We start from the raw sequence: 24,768 nt of genomic DNA on the forward strand, positions 1-24,768 counted from the left end.
GCGCACGCTTGTTCCCGAAAAAAGAATGCTGCGTTCGGCTGAACGTAGGGGTGGGGGTGGCAGTATTAAACGTATGCGGTGGGATTAGGCAGCCTGAAATGCGGGTGTTGTAGGTTTGGTTTCATTGGAATGGTTTTTCAGGCTGCTTTTGGGGGCTGCGGGCAAGGGTTGGGCTGCAGTGGGGTGCAGGGGTTTGCCCTGCTCGTGGTAGGCGGCGAAACGCCCTGCGCCGGCGAAAGTTAGGCGAGGTTAAAAGGCAGCCTGAAAATGCAGACTGCGTGCGCAGCAAAGCTGCACACCCTACGGCTGAAATTCAATCTATCCAGCAAAAATCGTTTGGCGCAAGCCAAGCGGTTTTGTTTTTTCAGGCTGCCTTTTGGGATTGCGCTGTTCAGGCAGCCTGAAAACGACTAAATAAAACATTGCCTGATATTAACCAAGATTCCTGCATGCGCGGGAATGGCGGCGGGTAGATACATTTGTCGTTTGGTAAAGTTCAAATATTGTGTACCCCAAGGCAGCCTGAAAATGTGGGAAACCAAGCCGCTTATTCTGACCGCCCATCGGCTTGGGAAAGCCAATCCAGCAGGCGGGGGTCGGATTGTTTTAGCAAGTCGTAGGGTTCGGGCGGTTGTTGGGCGAGGGTGTAGGTTTTGTGGCTTTTGAGTGTTGTCCAGCGGTCTTGCTGGGGCTGGGGCGTTGCGCCGTTTTCTTCTTCAAAGACGGGGATGTAGCCTGTGGCTTTGATTTTGCGGGCGGGGAAGTTGATGCTGATGGCGGTGCCGTAGCCGCCGTTGCGCATATAGCTGCTGGAATCTGCGCCGATAAGGATGAATGCGCCGTGTTGCAGCCGGTATTTGTAGGCGTTGTGGCTCACGCCGTATGAGCCGCAGGAAAGCCAGTAGCCCAGATTGAGGGTGAGTGTTTGGTTTTTGATGACAAGGCTGTTGTTGCCCAACGGGTCTTCTAGGCAGGGGGTGTCGCGGCTGTGTTCAGTCGGCAGCCATGTGGCGCGGGCGGCGGGTTGGAAGCCGTTTGCACCGGCAAGCAATACGGTGAGACGGCGGGGGTTGAGGTTGAGTTCGGGCGCGCCGAGGCTTTCGTTTTTGATGATTTTGCGCGGGTCTTGTTGTTGCTCGATAATGACTTTGTCGGCGCGTCCGTCGCCGTTGAGGTCGCCGCTGGCTTGTTGGACGGTTTTCCATGCGGGGGCGGCGGTGGCGAGGCTGGGGAACAGGGCTAGGGCGAGGAGGAGGGCGGGTTTCATGTTGGGTTTCCTTGTGAACAGGGTTGGGGGGTGTAGGCAGCCTGAAAATGGGGAATAAGGCGTGTAAGGGGTTTTAGCTCCGCAACTCCGCTTCGCTACGCAGGCTGCCTCAAATGGCTATATCGCCGCCGCATCAATATACGGCACGCGCCCATCCAGCGGATAGGGTTCGCTATCAAACTGCACGGTAAACAATTGCCCGCCGCTGGGGATGCCGGCGTAATCGGCGAAGGCGGGGCGCAGCGGGTGGCGTTCGTGAAACGCGCCGATAAGATAATGCAGCCCTGTGCCGTGGCTGGCGCGGTAGGCTTGGCGCAGCAGGGCGCGGAACACGGCAAGATTATCGTTTTGCACCGCCATCAGCGAAAGATAGGCGTATTTTAGGGCTTCGCCTGCGCGGGGCAGGGGTGCGAGCGGGGTCAGCCTTGCGAGGGCGTTGTAAACGGGGCGGATAAACCGCCATGCGCCGTGGTAGGCATCAATGTGGAGTTGGCGAAACGCGCTTTGTTGCCAAAGGGCGAGCGTGCCGATGATGCTGCCGTTTGCTTCGGCAAGCAGGATGTTTTCAGGCTGCATGCCACGCAGCCGCCCGTTGTTTAAATCGCTTGCGTGGAAAATGGGGGCGAATTGGTAGCGGGCGTTTTCGCGGTTTAAAAAGGCGACAATATTTGCCCAATCGGTGGCGGTGGCGCGGCGGATGGCGATGGGATGCGGCGCGGCGATGGCGGGTTTTTGCCGGCCTAGCAGGATGAGCGGGGTGTGTACCGTGCCTTGCGCGTGGTAGGGCGGCAAGCCTGCGCGTTGGGCGGCGATGGTGGCAAGCGCGGCGCGGTTGTCTTGCAATATCATGGTTGTGTAAACAGCCGCGGGGTCGGCGGCGTGGCGTTGGCGCAAAAATTGATAGGCGCGGCGCAGGTGGATGCTGTTGCGGTAGGCGGTTTGCACGCGCAAGTCGGCAAGGTAAACGATGTTTTGCGCTTGCCCGTTGATGTAGGCGGGGAAACGATACCGCGCGCCCACGCCGGCCAGCGCGCCTGTTTGCGTGTCGCGCCCGACAAACACTTCCGCGCTTTGCCCCAGCACGCTGCACGCGGCAAAATAAGACGGCTCGCGCCGAAACGACAGCGACAACCCGCCTTGCTGCATGGGATTATCGCGCAGCAGTCGGCGCAAATCGGCATCATCGGCGGCTGAGGCAGCCTGAAAAGAGACTTGGGGCATGGCGGGCAAGGGTTGCGGGGTAAAGGTATAATTGTACGCATAAACTTGTTTTCAGGCTGCCGCTATGTTTCCCCGTTAGGCAGCCTGAAACGCGGTTCAACGCCATCCAAACCATTCCCAACCCAAGCAAACCATGTTCTCCACGCTCAAAACCATCTGGCAGGGCTTAACCCAAAAGGGCAAAGTCTTCCCGCACCAACTCGCTTTCACCCTGCTTATCCCGCTGCGCAATATCGCCCTGTCGCCACGGCAAGTGGTGGAGCGGCTGCATTTGTTGCCACAGCATCGCGTGCTGGAAGTGGGCTGCGGCGCAGGTTATTTCAGCCCCGCGCTGGCGCAGGCCGTGCCGCAAGGCGAATTGGTGCTGGCGGACATCCAGCCCGAAATGCTTGCCTACGCGCAAAAGCGGCTGGCAAAACGCCCAATCCGCAATGTGCGCTATTATCTTTGCCAAGGCACGCCTTTTGATTTCCCCGACCGCAGCTTTGACCGCATCGTGTTGATTGCCGTGCTCGGCGAAATTGCCGACCAAACCGCCTATTTGCAAGAGTTCCACCGCCTGCTGCGCCCCGATGGCATCGTGTCCATTTCCGAAACCGCAGGCGACCCCGACAAGCTCAGCCGCGCCCAACTTACCGCGCTGATGCAGGCGCACCAATTTGTCCTCACCCAAAGCTACGGCACGGAAAAAAACTACACCCTAAACTTTCAGGCTGCCTAACTCCATCCAAAAAAAAGGAACACCCATGTCGCTGAAAAACCATTGGTACATCGCCGCCACCGAAGCCGCCGTGCGCAAAAAACCGCAAGCCGTGCAAATCTTCGGGCAGCACTATGTCGTCTTCCACACCCAAAACAACCAATACGCCGTCCTGCTGGACTGCTGCCCGCACCGCAACGTTCCGCTATCGGGCGGCAAAGCCATCAGCGGCAACATAGAATGCCCCTACCACGGCTGGCAATTTGACGGCGCAGGCAAGCTCGCCCACATCCCCGCCACGCCCAGCTGCTGCCACGACGTGCACATCCCCACCGCCCACGCCATCGCCCAAGACGGCTACGTTTGGCTGTGCATCGGCGAACCCGCGCGCAAAAAACCGCTGCCCTTTCCGCACCTTAACGAAGCAGGCTGGACAACCTTTCGCATGAACAAACACTTCCACGCCCCCGTTGCCCAATGCCTAGAAAACTTCCTAGACTGCCCGCACGCCGTGTATGTGCACCGCGGCTTGTTCCGCAGCCCCACCCGCCAAGCCATGCAAGCCGAGCTGCGCTATCTGGATGACGGCGCAGAAGTGGAATACCACGGCGAGCCACGCCAACAAAGCGTGGTGTGGGACACCCTGCAAAACAGCCACACCCAAATGCGCCACACCGACCGCTTCATCGCCCCCAACACATCGCGCGTGGACTACATCTTCTCCGACAGCAAACACTACATCATCACATCATCCTGCACGCCAATTAACGACAACGAAACCCAAGTGCACACCGTCATCAGCTACAAATACGGCAAACTCGCCCCGCTGATTCGCCTGTTTTTCCAGCCCCTATCGCATATCATCATCGGGCAAGACATCAAAATGCTCAAACGCCAGCACGACACCATCCAGCGCTTCGGCGGCAAACCCCGCTTCTATCGTAGCCACGCCGATTTGCTGCTGCCCGCCATAGAAGCATGGCGCAAAGCGCTGGACGAAAACAGCCCCCCGCCCGAAGCCGGCAAAAGCGAGATGCAGGAGCTGTTTTTGTAACGGCGTGATTTTGCGAATGAGTGAACACCATGGCGCACGCCCAAAGGCAGCCTGAAACCCAAATGGAGCGTCGGCGGCTCGCCGACACATCGCCCGCCACACACAATCGCCATTTGGCAACGAGCCGTCGCCGCTCCATGCCAAAGGCAGCCTGAAACGTAGTTCAGCGTAGCTAAAATCCAACAAAACCAACCCCACTCCATCCGTTCAACATCCCCCCAACCATGACCCCCAACCGCCTGCTCGCCCTTCTCACCCTCCTCGCCACCCTCGCCTTCCACCTCTGGCAAAACTACTTCGCCCCACACGGCGGCAGCATCGCCCTACCCAAAAGCCTGTGGCTTGGGCTCACCCTCTACTGCTGGCTACTGCAACCCCCGCTCATCATCCGCCGCAGCCGCAATCCCCGCGCCCAAACCATCTGGCGACTCTTCTGGGCAATCATGCTCATCCGCGCCAGCGCCGAGCTATGGCTACTCTACGGCGCGCACCAATGGAAATACAGCTACGGTATCGCCCACGATCTCCTCTCCGCCGCCCTGCTTTACATCGGCGCCCGCCACGCCCAAAGGCAGCCTGAAAACGAACACAACGAGTTTCAGCGTAGCCCAAACCCCAAACGCCCCACGCCCGAAATCCAACACATGAACATCATCGCCACCATGTTCCTGTGCGAAGCCCTGTTTGCCTACTACATTTCTCACTTCAACGCCAACCAACCCCACGCCCGACTCTGGTTCATCAACTGGCAGCGCGCGCATCTGCCCAACCTTATTTTCACCCTTCTCAGCGAAGCCATCCTGCTAAAATGGCTGTACCGCATAGACCAATGGCTCAACCGACATGACTAACCCCCTAACCACCCACACCCAAACCCCACAAACCCTAAGCGAAGCCCAAATCGCCCAACTCTACACCCTATACCAAACCTACTACGGCGGCACCACGCCCGAGCTATTTTGCCGCGATTTGCAAGAAAAAGACCAAATCCTCATCCTGCAAGACGGCAACACCCCCGTCGGCTTCACCACCCTCAAAATCATCCGCGCCGAACACCAAAACCAACCCGTCCGCGCCGTCTTTTCGGGCGACACCATCATCCGCCACGAATACTGGGGCAGCCAAACCCTGCCGCTGGCATGGTGCGAACTCATCGGCAAAATCCAAGCCCGGCAGCCCCGCATCCCGCTTTACTGGCTGCTGATTGTGAAAGGCGACCGCACCTACCGCTATCTCAACGTGTTCAGCAAGCAATACTACCCCAACCGCAAAACCCCCACCCCACCCGAAATCCAAAGCCTGATGAACCAGCTCGCCCGCGAACGCTTCGGCGCGCACTACCTGCCCGAGCGCGGCATCGTGCACTACCCGCAATCGCAAGGACACCTCAAAGCCCGATGGCACAACAGCGCCGCCGGCCGCAACCCCGAAGCGCAGTTTTTCGCCGAAAAAAACCCGCACTACCAGCAAGGCGACGAACTCGTCTGCCTCGCCCTGCTGGATGCTGGCAACCTCAAATCCTTCGCCCTGCGCGGCTTTTTGGCAGGGCAGGCGGCGCAACAACAGGCAGCCTGCGGAGCGTAGCGGCGTTGCGAAGCGAAAACCGACAACCCCATTTTCAGGCTGCCTCATGCCATCAAGGCAGCCTGAAAGCCGCGTTTCATGTTTTCAGGCTGCCTCAAACCGTTAAGGCAGCCTGAAACCCAATCCGACAACTCCAATCTAAAAGGAGTCCCCATGCCCATCCCCGCCAAACTCAAAAAACGCTGGGACATCTATCCCACATTGGAAGACGTGCTTTCCGCCACGCAAAACCTGTCCGTCTCCCCCTTCGGCACAACCGAAAACGGGCTGCTGGACTTTCGCGGCATCAAACTGGAAAGCGGGTTGGACAAAAACTACGCGCAAACCTACGAACTGCCCGTTTCCCTGCACCGCGCCGATTTCAGCGGTTCAACGTGGACGTGCTTCACCATCAGCTCCACGATGGACGACGACGAAATCTGCAACATCACCGACTGCGTATTCGACGAGAGCAAATTCCACAACGGATTGGCATACCGTGTGGAAAACATCCGCAACTGCTCGTTCCATGCCTGCGTGTTCAAATACTGCGTCTATTTCAACACCATCGAAAACTGCACCTTCACAGGCATGAAAAAAAGCAATACCAAACTGAGATTTCTCTGCGATTCGATTAAAAACTGCCTGTTTGAAGGCGAAATGCGGAAAATCAATTTCGGCGGCTCGCCGCTGGAAAACTGCACCTTCAAAGGCACGCTGTATGACTGCTCGTTTGAAGGGCTGAACATTAATTCCGACAAATGGAAGCAGGGCTACGTCAGCCCCGACGAAGTGGATAACCGCTTCAATAATTTAGACTGCACCGAAGCCGAATTCATTATGTGCACCTTCCACAGCTTCTGCTATTTGGACAGAGTCAAACCCTCGCCGAACAACTGCTTGGTTCACATCACCGACGAATTGTTCGCCGAACTCAACCGCCTGATTGCCAGCCATGCCGATGCGGATTTGAAAGACAAGCTGCTCACCTATGCAAACTCGTTTTACCGCCCACATATCCAAACACCCTATAAGTTCGCCCACGCCGACGATTTCGTCCACGCCAACAAACCCGAAACCATCCCGTTTGCCCGCCAGCTTTACGATTTCGTCTGCCAAGCCGCCGAAGCCACCGGTTGCCGCGTGAGATAGTTTTGGCTGCGCCGAAGCTGCGCTTTCAGGTTGCCGCAACAACCACATTCCCTTACTCAACCCCAACTCAAACCATGACCTACAACTGGAAACACTACCCCCAAACCTGGTACGCCATCGCCATCGCCCACCAGCTCAAACCCAAGCAAATCCTATCAGGGCAACTGGGCGGCTTGCATTATGTTGTTTACCGCAGCGAAACAGGCAGCCTGAAAGCCGCCGATGCCTTCTGCCCGCACATGGGCGCGCACCTAAAAGGCGGCAAAGTCGTGCAAGAAGCCATCGCCTGCGGGCTGCACGGCTGCCACATCGCTCCGCAAAGCCAAACCCACGCCGCCGCCCCCGTAACTCAAGCCGTGCAGCAAGGCTGCTGCCTCTCCACCCGCGCATGGCACGTGATAGAACGCTTCGGGCTGGTGTGGCTCTATCCGCCCACGCCAGAAGCCCCCAGCATCCCCCCGTTCAACATGGTGAACGAACACGATCACCTGTGGACGCACACCGATCGCCTGATTGCCGCCGACTGGCGCGCCATGATTTGCAACGGCTTTGATATTTCCCACATGCAAACCGTGCACCAACGGCAAATCGTCGGCGAGCCACAGTTTTTCAGGCTGCCCGACAGCGGCAACCGCCCGCAAGGCTTTTATATGGACTACCAAAGCCGCGTGCTGCAACACGGCGGCTGGTCCAGCGCGGTTATCCAAAAACTGTCGGGCGGACGGCTCGCGCTGCGCCATACCTGCATCGGCACGGCGGTGATGGTGCAAAGCAAAGTGGGCGCGTTCCAAACCACCGGCATCTTTGCCACCCTGCCGCAAGACGCGCCCGACACCCCGCCCGAGCAACGCCGCACCCGCGCCTTTGCCGCCATCGCCGTGCCCAAAGCCGCGCCCTATGCCCGCGCCCAACTGCTTGCCGCCCGATTGCTGTATATCGCCTTTCTGCGCAAAGATTTTGGCGTGGTGGAAAATATGCGCATGCGGCTGGACGGCGTGGCAGACATCGGCGTGCAGCAAGTGAGCGCGTTTCAATCGGAATTGGCGGAAATCCAACCCGAGCCGTAAACCATTTCAGGCTGCCTTTTAGCCAGAGGCAGCCTGCATAGCGAAGCTAAAACGTATTCCGCGCCGCAAAGTAGGTCGGGCATTCATGCCCGACAAACCCCGACAAATGTGAACAATATCAGGCATCAATCCCAAACCAACAAACTATTGCCACGCCCAACAGCTTTCAGGCAGCCTGAAACGGATAACCCCATGCCCACCAACACCCAAACCCGCCACCAAAAACGCATCGCCGCCCTTCGCGCCCGCAAAGTTTCGCTAATGAACAACAGCAAATGGGCGTGACTATTTGACACACTTTGGCGCAGCGCAGGCTTGCAATACGCCCAAGCCAAACCCCTCACCAGCGACCAGCTATACGACATAGAACTAGAAATCTATTCCGACCAACATCGCGGCTACACCAGCGACTACATCGCAGGTCCGATTGCCTTGGTGGAAATTGAATACATCATCATACTGCTGCCCGAAACCATCTGCCGCGAAACCCTTGCCACCGCGCTGGCAAAAAGCGGGCAATACGACACCGAATGGCTTACAGGCAGCCTGAAAATCTACGGATACCGTTAGGAAACCCATGCCCCCCGAAACCCTCTTCCCCAAACGCCCCACCCCCGCCCCTTGCCGCCCGAACTCGCCCATTTTCACAGCCCCAGCTACCAACACGCCCTCACCGCATACAACCTCGCCCACGAAATCCACGGCGATGCCATACTGTTTGACCACGCCCAAGCCGCCCGCAGCAACCGCCAACTTTGGCGCGATTATCCCGAATTGCGCGGGCAATACTGGCAAATCGGCAGCTCAGGGCAGGGCGACTTTTGGTTACTGCGCCGCGACGGCAATATCTGCTGGTACGACCACGATTTAGGCGAAATCACCCCCGCCGCCATCGTTGATTTCGACATCACATTTGACCAATTTCTAGCCCTATCCGCCTACCTCGCGCAAATAGAACGCACCCTAGACACAAACGAACACTATTTCGCCGCCCCCGCACACCGCCAAGCCTTTGCCCACGCACTCAACCACATTGCCCAAGGCTTGTTTGCGCGTTATCCGTATCGGTATTTTGATTAGCCGATAGGACAGCCTGAAATCCCATTTTTAACCCAACCCGAAAGGAAAACCGATGAAAACCACTGTAACCTTCCGCTCCAACGCCTTCCCACCCGTAAAAAACGACACCATCAACGCATCCATGCGCTAGGGTCTGTTGACAATCAGCCTTGCGGCGGTGTTTTTGGCAAAAAATACCCGCCTGCCGCGTCAAAAATGCTCGCAAGGTGTCCAACCTTGCTGTGCTTTTTTCCTTGCATTCGGGCATTTTTTACTCAAAAAACCGTCTCGCAAGCCGAATGTCAACAGACCCTAAAAACTCGCCCAATGGCTTGCCGCCGAATTGCCCAAGCACGGTTTGCCCGTAACCGATTGCTATGACGAGGATTGGGGCTGGGAAATTGAATTTGAGCACGCCGGTTTCCCGCTGCGCTTGGGCTGCGGCAATATGGACGAAGAAGCGGGAGCGGGCGAAGCGGCGGCATTCTGCTGCTTTATCACGCCCAGCCGCGCCACGCTGCGCCCGCTCAAACGTCTGTTTCGCGCCGTGGACACCCGCCCCGCGGTGGGCAAGCTCGCCGATGCGCTGGATGCCGTGTTGCGCGCGCATCCGCAAATCAGCGACATTGAATGGCAAGACGAACAGGCAGCCTGAAAGCCCGCCGACCCGTTTTAACTTCGTTGAAGCCCGCGGCTTTCAGGCTGCCGCTTAATCCCATCATCACCAAGGACCCTTATGGCACGCAACAGCGAATCACTCAACACCTTAATCTCCACCAGCGGCACCATCGCCGGCATGGGCTTGGCAATCGTCGGCATTTTGGCGGCGAAGCAGTCGATGCAATACAGCGAAATGATTTCGGACGATATGTTTCTGTTTTCGTCCATCGGCTTTTTGCTGGTGGTGGTTATCGGCTATCTGGCGCAAAAACATAGCGAACAGCATTACTACGCCCGCTTGGTGCGGCTGGCGGAATGGCTGTTTTCGCTGTCGCTGCTGCTGGTGGTCGCCGCGGCGCTGGTGCTGCTGTATGCCGAGGCGTAAGCCCAAAGGCAGCCTGAAAACCTATCCGCGAAAAGAAATCCCATGTGGCAAAAACTGCAAACGCTCCCCAACCAACAAACCCACAGAGGCAAAATCCTCTACTGGCACATCCGCGATGGCGCAGTATGGCACCAACACCGCAAAATCCGCCGCGCCGACCCTGCCACGCTAGAAGTCTTCCAAATACATGGCGGCTCAGGCTTTATCGCCCGCGATAAAAACCACGTTTACCACGCATGGACAACCCTAAAAAACATCGACCGCGCCAGCTTTGAACACATTGCCGCCTACCTCTGGCGCGACAAAAACCACGTTTACGCCGAACACGAAACCTCCCTGCGCCCCATTGCCGAAGCCGACCCCGCTACCTTCCGTTACCTCGGGCAAGACTGGGCGGCCGACCAATGCCACGCCTATTACGCCGCCCGCCGCGTCAAACACTACACCCGCCCCGACACCCTGCGCCTCATCGGAGCATGCTACGCCGCCGATGCCGACCACGTTTACTGGGACGGCAAACTCCTGCGCCAAGCCGACCCCGCCACATGGCAGTTTGTTGCCGCTGCCCCTGCGTTCTCCCGCGATGCCCGCCATGTTTACTGCTACTGGGACCCGCTCCCCGAAGCCGACCCCGCAAGCTGGCGGCATCTGCACGACAGCTTTTCCAAAAAACTCCGCCACGTCTATTACGGTACACGCATCATCCCCCACGAAAACCCCGCCGATTGGAACACGGAACGCGCCCAGACTACCGATGTTATGCGTGTCATGCGGCACATCGCCCAAGCCCAAGCAGACGATACGGCAGCCTGAAAACCGCAGGTTTCAACGAAGTTAAAACCCGTTGCCCCGTTTTCAGGCTGCCTATGCAGGCAACACCCAAGGCAGCCTGAAAATCCAAAAAGGAACCCGCCATGAGCAACACCCATTACGTCTGCTTCCCCTGCCGCACCGCCGTCAAACGCGCAAAATCATGGTGCCGCGGCGACGAAGAACGCGCCCCGCGCTGCCCCCATTGCGGCGGCGCGTGCACCGAATTGGACTACCGCGCCCCCGTTCCGCCCAAAAACAAAGGCAAAGCATGGGCGGCGCTGTTCGCCCGCACCCTAGCCGAACAACGCCGCCGCAACGGCTACGACCCCGCCGCGCTTGCCGCCCGCAAGCACCAACTGGAACGCGAAGCCGCCGCCCTGTCGGCACGGTTAAACAACGCGAAAAACCCGCCCCATCCCGACCATGCCAAGCAAATCCGCCGCGAACTGCGCCTCGTGCAAAACGCGCTGGTGTGGTACGGCGTGCGGCCGGATGAGGCAGCTTGAAAACCCGCGCCACGGAGCCCCCCATGTTCAACTTCTTCCGCCGCCCCAAAATACTCACCTTCGAGCAAATCCGCGCCGAAACCGACCGCCTGCGCGCCCTTATAGGCGCACCCGATAATGTGTGTCCGCTGCTCAGTTCCTCGTTTGGCGACGGCTCGCCCTTTCTCCGCGTCGTGGCAGACGGCTATATTTACGCCAACGAAGAGCGCGGTCATGTTTACAACGAAAGAAAAACGCAGGATTTAGACGAACTGCTGTATTGGATAATGAAAGACATCACGTTCAGCATGGCGGTGGATTACGAAGTCGCAAACCGCGTCCCCCATGCCGACTTCCGCCGTCTGCTGTTCGCCAAGGATTTAGAATTATTAGGCAGCCTGAAACCCGAATGGCGCGAACGCAAGCAGCGGGAATACGATGCCGTTCTAGCGCAATACCCGTTTAACGATGAAATTTGATACAAGGCAGCCTGAAAATCTGTTTGCCGCCCGCTGCCCAAAAGCAGCCTGAAAGTCCGCCATGCCCCTCACCGAAGCCAACCTTGCCCACCCCCACCGCCAAGCTGCCCTGTGCGCCAAACTCAATCGCGCAGGCGTCGTATTCCGTTTCGGCGTATGGCAAGCCCCCGCGCACAGCGACCCCGAAGCCGACCACGCCGCCGCGCTTGCCGCCCTGTTTGCGCAAATTCTGCAAGCCGACCACGATGCCCAAGCCGAGCGCATTGCGCAATACCACGCCGAGCGGCTCGCCGCCGCCCGAAACGACACCGAGCGCGCAAAAATCCGCCGCGCCGCCGCGCAAAACCCGCTGCCGCCGCTCAGTTTCCATCCCCAAGCCGCCCGCAGCGCACCGTTGGACACCCGCTTTATCCAGCCCGCCGCCAGCCTGCGCCCCTGCCGCGACTACGCCCAAGCCGAATTTGACCCGCAAAACTGGTTCGTCCGCCTTTATCGCGCGTTCAACGAGCCGCCCTACGGTTTGGGCAGCCTGCCCGAAGCCGGCCGCCGCGCCCTGTGGGCAGATTTCTGCGAACAAACGGGGCTGCTGCCCGAAGCCGGCATCAGCGTGCGCGACTGGGTGCGCCACAACAGCTACAACCACAATGGCAGAGCGCAATACAGCCGACACCCGCTCAGCAACTATTTTGATGCGGGATTGGAATGGTGGGGCATCTGGTGCCTCACCATACACCATCCCCGCCGCCAAACCGTCGCCGCCCTTGCCGCCAGCGCAACCGATTAGGCAGCCTGAAAACAACAAACCACACCATTCACATCCATGCAAAAATTCATCCTCCTACGCGGGCACGAAGGCGCAGGTAAAACCACCTACGCCGCCCAACTCATCGCCCAATTCCAACGCGACTACCCCCAAGCCCGAATCGTATACATCGACAACGACCAAGCCCTCACCGACCCGCAAGGCAACTACCGCTTTGACTTTGAGCAATTCGCCGCCGCCCACCGCCAAAACCAAGCCCGCCAGCAAGCCGCTTTTGAATACGGCAAAGCCCATCCCCAAGCCGATTTGCTGATTATCAACGCCAATCCCAACCAAAAACGCAAAACTTGCGAAGCCATGCTCGCCACCGCCCGCAGCCACGGCTTTACCACCGAAACCTACCGCCTGCACCACTTCCATCCCAACCTGCACGGCGTGTCGCCCGAAGAAGTCGCCCAAAGCTACGCGCGGCTCAACGCCAACCCCGTGGACGGCGAAATCCACATCGGTAAAGTGGACGAAAAATCAACAAATTGCTATGATTAGGCAGCCTGAAAATCCGATAAACCCCCAACCACACATCAAACCAAAGGCGTACCATGCAGCCTGAAAAACCCATCATCTTTACCTACATTGAATCAACCCATCTTGAAACAGAAGAGGAGAAACTCATGCGTAATCTCAACACCCTAATGCACCGCATCTTCATGGACATTGAAGGCGTAACCGACTCCGCCCTTGTGGACGGCGCAGCAGGCAAACTGATGAAACACGAAGGCAACCACACCGATTTTGACACCCTCACCCACGGCATCGTCGCCATCTACAACTTCAAAGCCCGCATCTCCCGCGCCCTGCAAACCAAAGAGCCGATGGAATACTTTTGGGTAACCCTGCAAAACCAACACCACGTTTTCTACCCCATCCCCATGCGCCCACATATGTTTATCTACATCGCCGTAGACAAAACCAGCACCATGCCCACCAACGTTATCACCAAGCTCAAACAGCTCACCTTGCCCACCGACTAACCTCCAATCGGGCGTAACCCGTTTTCAGGCTGCCGCATACCGCCCGTATCAAAGGCAGCCTGAAAACTTGAAAATCACAGTCCCAGTCCCAAATTAAGACCGCACCATGAAATACAACCCATTCAAAAAAGGCAAAAAAATGACCGAACAAACCCAAACCCCCGAAGCAGAAAACCCAAACACAGCAGCGCAAACCGAAGAGCGCGCAGAAAACACCCCGCCCACGCTGGAATCCCTGCAAGCGCGCATCGCCGAGCTGGAAGGGCAGCTCAAAGACGAACAGCTGCGCAGCTTGGCAAACGAACAAAACCTGCGCCGCCGCTTTCAAGACGAAATCCAAGCCGCGCACAAATTTGCCGCGCAAAAATTCGCCGCCGAAATGCTCACCGTTAAAGACTATCTGGAAATGGCGCTGCAAGACCAAAGCGGCAACTTCGAAGCCATGAAAACAGGCGTGAGTATGACGCTCAACGAGCTGAACAAAGCCTTCGACCACACCCAAATCAAAGAAATCCCCGCCGAAAAAGGCAGCAAGCTAGACCCGCACCACCACCAAGCCATGCAGGAAATCGAAGCACCCGAGCAGGAAGCAGGCACCATAGTGGGCACACTCAAAAAAGGCTACACCCTCAACGAACGCGTATTGCGCCCCGCCATGGTAACCGTAGCCAAAGCCGCCTAATCCGCGACCAAAAGGCAGCCTGAAAACGGCGAATATCCGTTTTCAGGCTGCCTTTGACACAAAATCCGCTATAATTCGGGCTTTTCGCGCACCCGGTGCAGCACACTTCCCATCCATTCCACGGAACAAGTAAAAATGAATATCCTCCTGCTCATCATCATATTACTCGCCGTACTCATCGTCGTCGTCGCCTACAACATGCACCAAGAAAACCAGTACCGCCAAAAAATCCGCAGCCAATTCGGACACGCCGACAGCGATGCCCTGCTCAACGCCAGCCACCGCTCCACCCGCGACGGGCAAACCTTCGCCGAAACAGGCAAACGCCTGCGCCACAGCCCCGCACAACCCGAAACCCAAACGCCCGCCCCCGCCGCGTCCAACCCACCCAAACCCGCCGCGCCGCAAACGCAGCCTGAAAACCCAAAAACCGAATCGCCCCAAGCCAAACCAACCAAACAACCCGCCGAAAACTCCGCCGCGCAAACCGCCCACAACGAAATCAGCATCACCCTGAGCGAAAAACCCGAATTTCAGGCTGCCGAACCGGAAATTTCCGTAACTCTCGCTCCCGCGCAGCCCGCTGCCAAACCCAAAACCAACCCCAACCAATCCGAGCTGCAATTTGACCGCGCCGAGCAACAACCCAAGCGCGAAACCCCGTTCGCCCGCATCATCAACAGCGTAGCCGAAGCCGCCGAAACCCGCAAACCCCTCGTCTCGCTCGCCAGCTTGGAAAACAGCGACCTGCAATGGTTTGACAAACGCTTTGACTACATGAGCTACATCGCCCTCTACGAACCCAAAGAACTCAACGTCATCCCCCGCCTGTCGGGCAGCCACCGCTTTCAAATTGTCGGTTGCACCCTAGACGGACGATTCCAAGTCGCCGAACCCATCCCAGGCGTTGCCTACCAAGCCTTTGTAATCGGCTTGCAAGCCATCAGCCGCAGCGGTTTGGCCGGCGAAGAAGAGTTGGAACACTTCGCCCAGCAATCGCGCCAGTTTGCCGAAAAAATGAACGGCATCGCCAGCACCACCCACACAGGCGATTTCCTTGAAGCCGCTCGCCCGCTCGACGAACTTTGCGCCCGCGTAGACCAAACCATCGCCATCCACCTTGTCGCCCGCTCCAACGTGTCGGGCAACGAACTGCGCCACACCGTAGAAAAAGCAGGCTTTATGCTGATGCACGACGGCACCTTCGCCTATCTCGGCAGCGACGGCGACCCCAAATACACCATCGCCGCCCTTGATGGCAGCGTGTTCACCGAAGCCCTGCTCAGCAACCAGCCCTACAAAGGATTCAGCATGCTGTTTGACATCACGCGCGTTCCCAGCGCCGAAGAAGACTTCAACGAATTTATGAACATCGCCGTCAAGCTGTCCGGCGAACTCGGCTTAGACCTTGTGGACGACCAAGTGCGCCAGCTCTCCACCGAGTGGCTCAAAGAAGTCCGCACCTATGTTGGCGCGCGCCAAACCGAAATGCGCCGCGTAGGCATAGAACCCAACAGCCCGCTTGCCAAACGCGTGTTCGCCTAACAAACAAACCGTATCCTAAAATTTTGGATACGGTTTTTGTTTGCGGATTAGGTTGGTTTCACAGAAGCGCATATACTCGTTTTCAGGCTGCCTCTGTCTAAATGAGGTGTTAAACCTCCAAGGCAGTCTGAAACTGTGCCTCCATTTTTATGCTGCCATTTTTGCTGTTTGCTGCTTCTGTTGATAAAAGTCCCCGAACAAAAAAACCATTATTGCGCAATCATTTGACCGTTTTACAGAAACATTTTCTGTTGTGGGGATTGACAATATTGGTTTGTGTGCGTATAGTTCGCATCTTTCGCTGCTACGGCAGCCGCCTCACAAAGAGGTCTAATTTTTTTTGTTCTTTAAAAAGCAGATTACCGATAAGTGTGAGTGCCTGATGGTCTCACACTGCGACAAAAACAGACAAGAAGGATTGATGATGATTTAGGCTTTTAGTTTGAATTATTATTGATTGCCTTGTCAGTTTCTTTGAAGCAGACCAGAATAAAGTAAGTTAGAGATTAAACATAAGAGTTTGATCCTGGCTCAGATTGAACGCTGGCGGCATGCTTTACACATGCAAGTCGAACGGCAGCACGAAAGAGCTTGCTCTTTTGGTGGCGAGTGGCGAACGGGTGAGTAATGCATCGGAACGTACCGAGTAATGGGGGATAACTATCCGAAAGGATAGCTAATACCGCATACGCTTTGAGAAGGAAAGTGGGGGCTCTTCGGACCTCACGTTATTCGAGCGGCCGATGTCTGATTAGCTAGTTGGTGGGGTAAAGGCCTACCAAGGCGACGATCAGTAGCGGGTCTGAGAGGATGATCCGCCACACTGGGACTGAGACACGGCCCAGACTCCTACGGGAGGCAGCAGTGGGGAATTTTGGACAATGGGCGCAAGCCTGATCCAGCCATGCCGCGTGTCTGAAGAAGGCCTTCGTGTTGTAAAGGACTTTTGTTAGGGAAGAAAAGGATAGTGTGAATACCATTATCTGCTGACGGTACCTAAAGAATAAGCACCGGCTAACTACGTGCCAGCAGCCGCGGTAATACGTAGGGTGCGAGCGTTAATCGGAATTACTGGGCGTAAAGCGAGCGCAGACGGTTTATTAAGCAAGATGTGAAATCCCCGAGCTTAACTTGGGAACTGCGTTTTGAACTGGTAAGCTAGAGTTTGTCAGAGGGGGGTAGAATTCCACGTGTAGCAGTGAAATGCGTAGAGATGTGGAGGAATACCGATGGCGAAGGCAGCCCCCTGGGATAATACTGACGTTCATGCTCGAAAGCGTGGGTAGCAAACAGGATTAGATACCCTGGTAGTCCACGCCCTAAACGATGTCAATTAGCTGTTGGGGCACTTGATGCCTTAGTAGCGAAGCTAACGCGTGAAATTGACCGCCTGGGGAGTACGGTCGCAAGATTAAAACTCAAAGGAATTGACGGGGACCCGCACAAGCGGTGGATGATGTGGATTAATTCGATGCAACGCGAAGAACCTTACCTGGTCTTGACATGTACGGAATCTTCCAGAGACGGAAGAGTGCCTTCGGGAGCCGTAACACAGGTGCTGCATGGCTGTCGTCAGCTCGTGTCGTGAGATGTTGGGTTAAGTCCCGCAACGAGCGCAACCCTTGTCATTAGTTGCCACCATTCAGTTGGGCACTCTAATGAGACTGCCGGTGACAAACCGGAGGAAGGTGGGGATGACGTCAAGTCCTCATGGCCCTTATGACCAGGGCTTCACACGTCATACAATGGTCGGTACAGAGGGTAGCCAAGCCGCGAGGTGGAGCCAATCTCAGAAAACCGATCGTAGTCCGGATTGCACTCTGCAACTCGAGTGCATGAAGTCGGAATCGCTAGTAATCGCAGGTCAGCATACTGCGGTGAATACGTTCCCGGGTCTTGTACACACCGCCCGTCACACCATGGGAGTGGGGGATACCAGAAGTAGGTAGGCTAACCGCAAGGAGGCCGCTTACCACGGTATGTTTCATGACTGGGGTGAAGTCGTAACAAGGTAGCCGTAGGGGAACCTGCGGCTGGATCACCTCCTTTCTAGAGAAAAAGAGACGATTAGGCACTCACACTTATCGGTAAACTGTACATAAAGATGCGACACATAGGGTTTGTAGCTCAGGTGGTTAGAGCACACGCTTGATAAGCGTGGGGTCGTAGGTTCAAGTCCTACCAGACCCACCAAGAGAAGCAAGCCGCAAGTAAAAAACCTCATGAGAGGAAAAGAGAATACTGGGGGCATAGCTCAGTTGGTAGAGCACCTGCTTTGCAAGCAGGGGGTCATCGGTTCGATCCCGTTTGCCTCCACCAAGATTTCCCAAATCAAAGCAGCCTGAAAGCATGTTAGGCTATTTTAATTTGCGAAAACAACGCATCGATCTTTAACAAATTGGAAAGCCGAAATCAACAAACAAAGACAAAAGTTTGGATTGGTTTGAAATGCTGGTGCAACAGCATTTCAGGCAGCCTGAAATGCCATTTAACGCAAGTTAAAAAGCAAACAGGCAAAAAAGAAACAAACAAAAGAATTTGGGTGATGATTGTATCGACTTAATCCTGAAACACAAAAGGCAGGATTAAGACACAACAAAGCAGTAAGCTTTATCAAAGTAGGGAATCTAAGTTATAGCGGTAGTCAACGCTGGTTATAACGAAGTCAAAAGGTTCTTCAAATGATAGAGTCAAGTGAATAAGTGCATCAGGTGGATGCCTTGGCGATGATAGGCGACGAAGGACGTGTAAGCCTGCGAAAAGCATCGGAGAGCTGGCAATAAAGCAATGACCCGGTGATGTCCGAATGGGGAAACCCACTTAGTTTACTAAGTATCCTTGTCTGAATACATAGGACAAGAGAAGCGAACCCGGAGAACTGAACCATCTAAGTACCCGGAGGAAAAGAAATCAACCGAGATTCCGCAAGTAGTGGCGAGCGAACGCGGAGGAGCCTGTATAAGATAGCCAAACTGTTAGAAGAAGGAATTGGAAACTTCTGCCATAGTGGGTGATAGCCCCGTATTCGAAAACAGATTGGTGGTACTAGGTATACGACAAGTAGGGCGGGACACGAGAAATCCTGTCTGAAGATGGGGGGACCATCCTCCAAGGCTAAATACTCATCATCGACCGATAGTGAACCAGTACCGTGAGGGAAAGGCGAAAAGAACCCCGGGAGGGGAGTGAAATAGAACCTGAAACCTGATGCATACATACAGTGGGAGCGGAATAATTCCGTGACTGCGTACCTTTTGTATAATGGGTCAACGACTTACATTCAGTAGCGAGCTTAACCGGATAGGGGAGGCGTAGGGAAACCGAGTCTTAATAGGGCGACATAGTTGCTGGGTGTAGACCCGAAACCGAGTGATCTATCCATGGCCAGGATGAAGGTGCCGTAACAGGTACTGGAGGTCCGAACCCACGCATGTTGCAAAATGCGGGGATGAGCTGTGGATAGGGGTGAAAGGCTAAACAAACTCGGAGATAGCTGGTTCTCCCCGAAAACTATTTAGGTAGTGCCTCGAGTATGAGACTGATGGGGGTAAAGCACTGTTATGGCTAGGGGGTTATTGCAACTTACCAACCCATGGCAAACTAAGAATACCATCAAGTTGCTCCTCGGGAGACAGACATCGGGTGCTAACGTCCGGTGTCAAGAGGGAAACAACCCAGACCGCCAGCTAAGGTCCCAAATGACAGATTAAGTGGTAAACGAAGTGGGAAGGCACAGACAGCCAGGATGTTGGCTTAGAAGCAGCCATCATTTAAAGAAAGCGTAATAGCTCACTGGTCGAGTCTTCCTGCGCGGAAGATGTAACGGGGCTCAAATCTGTAACCGAAGCTGCGGATGCACTTTTAGTGCATGGTAGGGGAGCGTTCTGTAGGCCTGAGAAGGTGTATCGTAAGGTATGCTGGAGGTATCAGAAGTGCGAATGTTGACATGAGTAGCGATAAAGCGGGTGAAAAGCCCGCTCGCCGAAAGCCCAAGGTTTCCTACGCAACGTTCATCGGCGTAGGGTGAGTCGGCCCCTAAGGCGAGGCAGAGATGCGTAGTCGATGGGAAACGGGTTAATATTCCCGTACTTGATTCAAATGCGATGTGGGGACGGAGAAGGTTATGCTGGCAATCTGTTGGAATAGATTGTTTAAGCCGGTAGGTAGAAGGAGTAGGCAAATCCGCTTCTTTAATACCGAGACGTGATGACGAGTGTCTACGGACATGAAGCAGCAAATACCACGCTTCCAGGAAAAGCCACTAAGCTTCAGTTTGAATTAAACCGTACCGCAAACCGACACAGGTGGGCAGGATGAGAATTCTAAGGCGCTTGAGAGAACTCGGGAGAAGGAACTCGGCAAATTGATACCGTAACTTCGGGAGAAGGTATGCCCTCTAATGTAAAGGACTTGCTCCGGAAGCATCTGAGGGTCGCAGAGAATCGGTGGCTGCGACTGTTTATTAAAAACACAGCACTCTGCTAACACGAAAGTGGACGTATAGAGTGTGACGCCTGCCCGGTGCTGGAAGGTTAATTGAAGATGTGAGAGCATCAGATCGAAGCCCCAGTAAACGGCGGCCGTAACTATAACGGTCCTAAGGTAGCGAAATTCCTTGTCGGGTAAGTTCCGACCCGCACGAATGGCGTAACGATGGCCACACTGTCTCCTCCCGAGACTCAGCGAAGTTGAAATGGTTGTGAAGATGCAATCTCCCCGCTGCTAGACGGAAAGACCCCGTGAACCTTTACTGTAGCTTTGCATTGGACTTTGAAGTCACTTGTGTAGGATAGGTGGGAGGCTTAGAAGCAGAAACGCCAGTTTCTGTGGAGCCGTCCTTGAAATACCACCCTGGTGGCTTTGAGGTTCTAACCCAGACCCGTAATCCGGGTCGGGGACCGTGCATGGTAGGCAGTTTGACTGGGGCGGTCTCCTCCCAAAGAGTAACGGAGGAGTTCGAAGGTTACCTAGGTCCGGTCGGAAATCGGACTGATAGTGCAATGGCAAAAGGTAGCTTAACTGCGAGACCGACAAGTCGAGCAGGTGCGAAAGCAGGACATAGTGATCCGGTGGTTCTGAATGGAAGGGCCATCGCTCAACGGATAAAAGGTACTCCGGGGATAACAGGCTGATTCCGCCCAAGAGTCCATATCGACGGCGGAGTTTGGCACCTCGATGTCGGCTCATCACATCCTGGGGCTGTAGTCGGTCCCAAGGGTATGGCTGTTCGCCATTTAAAGTGGTACGTGAGCTGGGTTTAAAACGTCGTGAGACAGTTTGGTCCCTATCTGCAGTGGGCGTTGGAAGTTTGACGGGGGCTGCTCCTAGTACGAGAGGACCGGAGTGGACGAACCTCTGGTGTACCGGTTGTGACGCCAGTCGCATCGCCGGGTAGCTAAGTTCGGAAGAGATAAGCGCTGAAAGCATCTAAGCGCGAAACTCGCCTGAAGATGAGACTTCCCTGAGGATTTAATCCTCCTAAAGAGTCGTTCGAGACCAGGACGTTGATAGGCAGGGTGTGGAAGCACGGTAACGTGTGAAGCTAACCTGTACTAATTGCTCGTGAGGCTTGACTCTATCATTTGAAGAACTTTGCAATAAAACAAAGTGAAGCAAAGATAAAGCTTACTGATGAATACATTCATCACCGAAATAAGACAAAATAAAGTAATAAATAAAAAGTTGATAAACGGCTTGCCAATTTGACAGTTTATGTTTGGCGACCATAGCGGTTTGGTCCCACTCCTTCCCATCCCGAACAGGACAGTGAAACGAACCAGCGCCGATGATAGTATGGATTCCCATGCGAAAGTAGGTCATCGCCAAACTCCTTATGCAAAACCCCTTTGGTTGCCATCACAGCCAAAGGGGTTTAGTCTTGGCAACTTGTTGGGAAGTGTTAGACTTTATTTATTGGATTTACCAGCAAATGTTAAAATACACGGTTCTTAATTTTACAGGCAGCCTGAAAATGTCCAAAACCAAGCCCCAACACACCCGCGACAACGACACCATCCGCATCCGCGGCGCGCGCACGCATAATTTGAAAAACGTCGATTTGGACATTCCGCGCCACAAGCTGGTGGTGGTAACGGGGCTGTCGGGCAGCGGCAAGTCGTCGCTGGCGTTTGACACGCTGTATGCCGAAGGGCAGCGGCGTTATGTCGAGAGCCTGTCCGCCTATGCGCGGCAGTTTTTGCAGATGATGGACAAGCCCGATGTCGATTTGATTGAAGGCCTGTCGCCCGCGATTTCCATCGAGCAGAAATCCACCAGCCACAATCCGCGTTCCACCGTCGGCACGGTTACGGAAATCCACGATTACCTGCGCCTTTTGTACGCCCGCGTCGGCACACCGTATTGCCCCGAACACAATCTGCCTTTGTCGAGCCAAACCGTATCGCAGATGGTCGATGCCGTGTTGAAGCTGCCGGAAGATACGCGTGTGATGATTCTGGCGCCGGTGGTGCGCGAGCGTAAGGGCGAGTTTGTCGATTTCTTTGCCGACTTGCAGGCGCAGGGTTTTGCGCGGGTGCGCGTGGACGGCGAGGTCTATCAGTTGGACGAAGTGCCGAAGCTGGAAAAAAACATCAAGCACAATATCGACGTGGTCATCGACCGCGTGAAAGTGAAGGCGAACATCAAGCAGCGGCTGGCGGAAAGTTTTGAAACCGCGCTGCGCCACGGCAACGAGCGTGCATTGGCGATGGAGATGGACAGCGGCGAAGAGCATTGGTTTTCCGCGCGGTTTGCCTGCCCCGTGTGTTCGTACAGCCTGCCCGAATTAGAGCCGCGCCTGTTTTCCTTCAACAACCCGATGGGTTCCTGCCCGACTTGCGACGGCTTGGGCAACACCAATTTCTTCGACCCCGAAAAAGTGGTCGCCCATCCCGAATTATCGCTGGCAACGGGCGCGATTGACGGCTGGGACAAGCGCAACCAATTCTATTTCCAAATGATTCAATCGCTGGCGCGGCATTACGGTTTCGATGTGCAGGCTGCTTGGGAAACGCTGCCTGAAAAAGTCAAAAAAGTCGTGTTGCACGGCTCGGGCAAAGAAGTCATTGATTTCACTTACCTGTCCGAACGCGGCACCACCTTCAACCGCAGCCACGCCTTCGAAGGCATCATCCCCAATCTCGAACGCCGCTACCGCGAAACCGACAGCGAAACCGTGCGCGAAAAACTGCGCGAATACCAAAACCACCGCGCCTGCCCGAGCTGCGGCGGCGCACGTTTGCGCAAAGAAGCCCGCTACGTTTACGTCAGCGGCGAACCCTTACACGAAGTCTCCGCCTGGCCGCTGACCAAAACCCACCAATTCTTTGAAACGCTGGATTTGGACGGCAACAAAAAACAAATCGCCGAAAAAATCCTCAAAGAAATCACCGAGCGGCTCGGCTTTTTGATTAATGTCGGGCTGGATTACCTCAATCTCTCCCGCTCCGCCGAAACCCTCTCAGGCGGCGAAGCCCAGCGCATCCGCCTTGCCAGCCAAATCGGCAGCGGCCTGACCGGCGTGATGTACGTTTTGGACGAACCCTCCATCGGCCTGCACCAGCGCGACAACGACCGCCTGCTCGCCACCCTCAAACGCCTGCGCGATTTGGGCAACAGCGTGATTGTGGTCGAACATGACGAAGACGCCATCCGCGAAGCCGATTTCGTCGTCGATATGGGCCCTGGCGCGGGCGAACACGGCGGCAACGTATTGATTGCCGACACGCCCGAAAACGTCGCCAAATGCGAAAACTCCGTTACCGGACAATACCTCAGCGGCAAAAAATCTATTGCCGTGCCGTCTGAACGCACGCCCGTCAATCCCGAGCGGATGCTCGTCCTCAAAGGCGCGCGCGGCAACAACCTCAAAAACGTCACCCTTGAGCTGCCGCTCGGTTTGATTACCTGCATCACCGGCGTATCCGGCAGCGGCAAATCCACCCTGATTAACGACACCCTCGCCAAAATCACCGCCCGCGAACTCAACCGCGCCCAAGAAGAACCCGCCCCATACGACAACATCCACGGCCTCGAACACCTCGACAAAGTCATCAACGTCGACCAATCCCCCATTGGCCGCACCCCGCGTTCCAACCCCGCCACCTACACCGGCTTGTTCACCCCCATCCGCGAACTCTTCGCCGGCGTACCCCTCTCGCGCGAACGCGGCTACAACGTCGGCAGATTCTCCTTCAACGTCAAAGGCGGCCGCTGCGAAGCCTGCCAAGGCGACGGCGTGATCAAAGTCGAAATGCACTTCCTGCCCGACGTGTACGTCCCTTGCGAAGTCTGCCACGGCAAACGCTACAACCGCGAAACCCTCGAAATCCAATACAAAGGCAAAAACATCAGCCAAGTCCTCGACATGACCGTCGAAGAAGCCCGCGAATTTTTCGACGCCGTCCCCACCGTATCGCGCAAACTGCAAACCCTCATGGATGTCGGCCTAGGCTACATCCGCCTCGGCCAATCCGCCACCACCCTCTCCGGCGGCGAAGCCCAGCGCGTCAAACTCGCCTTGGAACTCTCCAAACGCGACACCGGCAGAACGCTTTACATCCTCGACGAACCCACCACCGGCCTGCACTTCGCCGACATTGCCCTATTGCTGGAAGTAATCGGTCGTCTGAAAGGCAAAGGCAACTCGATTGTGATTATCGAGCATAATCTTGATGTGATTAAAACTGCGGATTGGATTGTGGATTTAGGACCGGAAGGCGGCGATGGCGGGGGGAGGATTATTGCTTCAGGTAGCCCCGAAGAAGTGGCGAATGTTAAGGGGAGTTATACTGGGAAGTATCTGAAAAATATAGTGAATAGAATTTAAGTATAGTGTCTTGTT

The 24,768-nt window shown here is 55.6% G+C and carries 24 protein-coding genes, 2 tRNA genes and 3 rRNA genes; 27 read left to right on the top strand and 2 right to left on the bottom strand.

Annotation, left to right across the window (positions count from 1 at the left end):
- Nucleotides 1-267: 267 nt before the first annotated feature.
- Nucleotides 268-414: a hypothetical protein gene (locus JDW22_RS07875; RefSeq protein WP_200522565.1), complete on the top strand. Its 147-nt coding sequence runs from the start codon at nt 268-270 to the stop codon at nt 412-414.
- Nucleotides 415-547: 133 nt separating this feature from the next.
- On the opposite strand, the gene JDW22_RS07880 is transcribed toward JDW22_RS07875, so the two are convergent.
- A complete protein-coding gene (locus JDW22_RS07880) occupies nt 548-1,267 on the bottom strand; it encodes a hypothetical protein (protein ID WP_200522566.1) in 720 nt (239 codons plus the stop codon).
- Nucleotides 1,268-1,384: 117 nt separating this feature from the next.
- Nucleotides 1,385-2,488, bottom strand: a complete 1,104-nt coding sequence (locus tag JDW22_RS07885) for a hypothetical protein (protein ID WP_200522567.1) — start codon at nt 2,486-2,488, stop codon at nt 1,385-1,387.
- 133 nt (nt 2,489-2,621) lie between these two features.
- Here JDW22_RS07885 and JDW22_RS07890 point away from each other — a divergent pair, with 133 nt between their 5' ends.
- The 26 genes from JDW22_RS07890 to uvrA all read left to right on the top strand — a co-directional run bounded on the left by JDW22_RS07890 (nt 2,622) and on the right by uvrA (nt 24,753).
- Nucleotides 2,622-3,209: a class I SAM-dependent methyltransferase gene (locus JDW22_RS07890; protein ID WP_200522568.1), complete on the top strand. Its 588-nt coding sequence runs from the start codon at nt 2,622-2,624 to the stop codon at nt 3,207-3,209.
- A gap of 25 nt (nt 3,210-3,234) precedes the next feature.
- Nucleotides 3,235-4,242 carry a Rieske 2Fe-2S domain-containing protein gene (locus JDW22_RS07895; protein ID WP_200522569.1) on the top strand — a complete coding sequence of 336 codons (1,008 nt, stop codon included), beginning with the start codon at nt 3,235-3,237 and terminating at the stop codon, nt 4,240-4,242.
- Nucleotides 4,243-4,271: 29 nt separating this feature from the next.
- On the top strand, nt 4,272-4,397 hold the full coding sequence (locus tag JDW22_RS13920) for a hypothetical protein (protein ID WP_268884219.1): 126 nt from the start codon (nt 4,272-4,274) through the stop codon (nt 4,395-4,397).
- Nucleotides 4,398-4,466: 69 nt separating this feature from the next.
- Complete coding sequence (locus tag JDW22_RS07900) at nt 4,467-5,093, top strand: hypothetical protein (RefSeq protein ID WP_200522570.1); 627 nt, start codon at nt 4,467-4,469, stop codon at nt 5,091-5,093.
- Nucleotides 5,086-5,826, top strand: coding sequence for a hypothetical protein (locus tag JDW22_RS07905; protein WP_200522571.1), 741 nt, complete (start codon nt 5,086-5,088; stop codon nt 5,824-5,826). The genes JDW22_RS07900 and JDW22_RS07905 overlap by 8 nt, the downstream gene beginning before the upstream one ends.
- A 153-nt stretch (nt 5,827-5,979) precedes the next feature.
- Complete coding sequence (locus JDW22_RS07910) at nt 5,980-6,957, top strand: pentapeptide repeat-containing protein (RefSeq protein ID WP_200522572.1); 978 nt, start codon at nt 5,980-5,982, stop codon at nt 6,955-6,957.
- A gap of 74 nt (nt 6,958-7,031) precedes the next feature.
- On the top strand, nt 7,032-8,024 hold the full coding sequence (locus tag JDW22_RS07915) for a Rieske 2Fe-2S domain-containing protein (RefSeq protein WP_200522573.1): 993 nt from the start codon (nt 7,032-7,034) through the stop codon (nt 8,022-8,024).
- Between the two features lie 147 nt (nt 8,025-8,171).
- Nucleotides 8,172-8,309, top strand: coding sequence for a hypothetical protein (locus JDW22_RS07920; protein WP_200522574.1), 138 nt, complete (start codon nt 8,172-8,174; stop codon nt 8,307-8,309).
- A gap of 30 nt (nt 8,310-8,339) precedes the next feature.
- Nucleotides 8,340-8,594: a hypothetical protein gene (locus tag JDW22_RS07925; protein WP_200522575.1), complete on the top strand. Its 255-nt coding sequence runs from the start codon at nt 8,340-8,342 to the stop codon at nt 8,592-8,594.
- A gap of 51 nt (nt 8,595-8,645) precedes the next feature.
- On the top strand, nt 8,646-9,104 hold the full coding sequence (locus tag JDW22_RS07930) for a hypothetical protein (protein WP_200522576.1): 459 nt from the start codon (nt 8,646-8,648) through the stop codon (nt 9,102-9,104).
- A 337-nt stretch (nt 9,105-9,441) separates the two neighbouring features.
- On the top strand, nt 9,442-9,738 hold the full coding sequence (locus tag JDW22_RS07935; RefSeq protein WP_200522577.1) for a hypothetical protein: 297 nt from the start codon (nt 9,442-9,444) through the stop codon (nt 9,736-9,738).
- 81 nt (nt 9,739-9,819) lie between these two features.
- Entirely contained in the window at nt 9,820-10,128 is a 309-nt protein-coding gene (locus JDW22_RS07940) for a hypothetical protein (protein ID WP_200522578.1), read from the top strand.
- Between the two features lie 42 nt (nt 10,129-10,170).
- Nucleotides 10,171-10,941, top strand: a complete 771-nt coding sequence (locus JDW22_RS07945) for a DKNYY domain-containing protein (protein WP_200522579.1) — start codon at nt 10,171-10,173, stop codon at nt 10,939-10,941.
- A 101-nt stretch (nt 10,942-11,042) separates the two neighbouring features.
- Nucleotides 11,043-11,447: a hypothetical protein gene (locus JDW22_RS07950; RefSeq protein ID WP_200522580.1), complete on the top strand. Its 405-nt coding sequence runs from the start codon at nt 11,043-11,045 to the stop codon at nt 11,445-11,447.
- 23 nt (nt 11,448-11,470) lie between these two features.
- Nucleotides 11,471-11,905 carry an Imm63 family immunity protein gene (locus JDW22_RS07955; RefSeq protein WP_200522581.1) on the top strand — a complete coding sequence of 145 codons (435 nt, stop codon included), beginning with the start codon at nt 11,471-11,473 and terminating at the stop codon, nt 11,903-11,905.
- Between the two features lie 61 nt (nt 11,906-11,966).
- Nucleotides 11,967-12,689 (top strand): hypothetical protein, encoded by a 723-nt coding sequence (locus JDW22_RS07960; protein ID WP_200522582.1) that lies wholly within the window; start codon nt 11,967-11,969, stop codon nt 12,687-12,689.
- Between the two features lie 36 nt (nt 12,690-12,725).
- Nucleotides 12,726-13,214 carry an ATP-binding protein gene (locus JDW22_RS07965; RefSeq protein ID WP_200522583.1) on the top strand — a complete coding sequence of 163 codons (489 nt, stop codon included), beginning with the start codon at nt 12,726-12,728 and terminating at the stop codon, nt 13,212-13,214.
- Nucleotides 13,215-13,267: 53 nt separating this feature from the next.
- Entirely contained in the window at nt 13,268-13,699 is a 432-nt protein-coding gene (locus tag JDW22_RS07970) for a hypothetical protein (RefSeq protein ID WP_003798553.1), read from the top strand.
- 139 nt (nt 13,700-13,838) lie between these two features.
- A complete protein-coding gene (gene grpE / locus JDW22_RS07975) occupies nt 13,839-14,381 on the top strand; it encodes a nucleotide exchange factor GrpE (RefSeq protein ID WP_235965030.1) in 543 nt (180 codons plus the stop codon).
- 135 nt (nt 14,382-14,516) lie between these two features.
- Nucleotides 14,517-15,926, top strand: a complete 1,410-nt coding sequence (locus JDW22_RS07980) for a cell division protein ZipA C-terminal FtsZ-binding domain-containing protein (RefSeq protein ID WP_200522585.1) — start codon at nt 14,517-14,519, stop codon at nt 15,924-15,926.
- A 508-nt stretch (nt 15,927-16,434) separates the two neighbouring features.
- Nucleotides 16,435-17,975: ribosomal RNA gene (locus JDW22_RS07985) — 16S ribosomal RNA — on the top strand.
- Between the two features lie 67 nt (nt 17,976-18,042).
- A tRNA-Ile gene (locus tag JDW22_RS07990) sits at nt 18,043-18,119 on the top strand.
- A gap of 50 nt (nt 18,120-18,169) precedes the next feature.
- Nucleotides 18,170-18,245: transfer RNA gene (locus JDW22_RS07995), tRNA-Ala, on the top strand.
- A gap of 369 nt (nt 18,246-18,614) precedes the next feature.
- A 23S ribosomal RNA gene (locus JDW22_RS08000) occupies nt 18,615-21,503 on the top strand.
- Between the two features lie 138 nt (nt 21,504-21,641).
- Nucleotides 21,642-21,754: ribosomal RNA gene (gene rrf / locus JDW22_RS08005) — 5S ribosomal RNA — on the top strand.
- The 16S, 23S and 5S rRNA genes sit together here with 2 tRNA genes alongside, the layout of an rRNA operon.
- A gap of 143 nt (nt 21,755-21,897) precedes the next feature.
- A complete protein-coding gene (uvrA, locus tag JDW22_RS08010) occupies nt 21,898-24,753 on the top strand; it encodes an excinuclease ABC subunit UvrA (protein ID WP_200522748.1) in 2,856 nt (951 codons plus the stop codon).
- The last annotated feature ends 15 nt before the right edge of the window (nt 24,754-24,768 follow it).

Source organism: Kingella bonacorsii (assembly GCF_016623605.1).
In the GTDB taxonomy this organism is placed as follows: Bacteria; Pseudomonadota; Gammaproteobacteria; order Burkholderiales; family Neisseriaceae; genus Kingella_B; species Kingella_B oralis.